Raw genomic sequence first — 551 nt, 5'->3', positions numbered from 1 at the left:
CCGCCGCTGGCGCGTTCCCCGCCGATGACGGGGCCGCGGCTGGCACGTTCGCCGGCACGATCGTCCTTGCTTTCTCGTCCTGAGCCGCGCTCCCTGCCTTCATCGGAAGAGTCTTCGCCCGCGGAGCCGGCAGGTCCTGCCGAGTGCTGTTCATCGCGCGCCGGAACAGAAGCACCGCTCTTCGATCCCCAGGAATGTCGACGCCCGCCCTGTCCCCCGCTGGGGGCCTGGTCCTGCTGTGCCGGCCTCTGAGCCTCGTCACCGGTTTCGGAATTTCGATCCTGCTCAGCCATCGCGGCGCGGTTCCTCTCATTGGCAGCGGGCGTGGTACGCCTGCTCTTCACTATTGTTCTATAGGTTATTCTTCTACGAATTGGCGAGTACCACGCAATCCGATGCCTGCAACCCGGCTGCCTCCACTCGAGGGCCTGCCTTTGGAGGTCCTGCTGCCCGGGGTGGGTTGGGTCTGCTGCCGTGGGGTGGTGATCGGTGCTTAAGGAGCTAGCCCAGATTTTTCATGATGGTGGGGTTGGTCGTCGGGTTCAGGTTTG

The sequence above is a fragment of the Arthrobacter sp. H41 genome, from assembly GCF_000520535.1.
Taxonomy (GTDB): Bacteria; Actinomycetota; Actinomycetes; order Actinomycetales; family Micrococcaceae; genus Arthrobacter_D.
Note: the sequence above shows the minus strand (reverse complement) of the source record.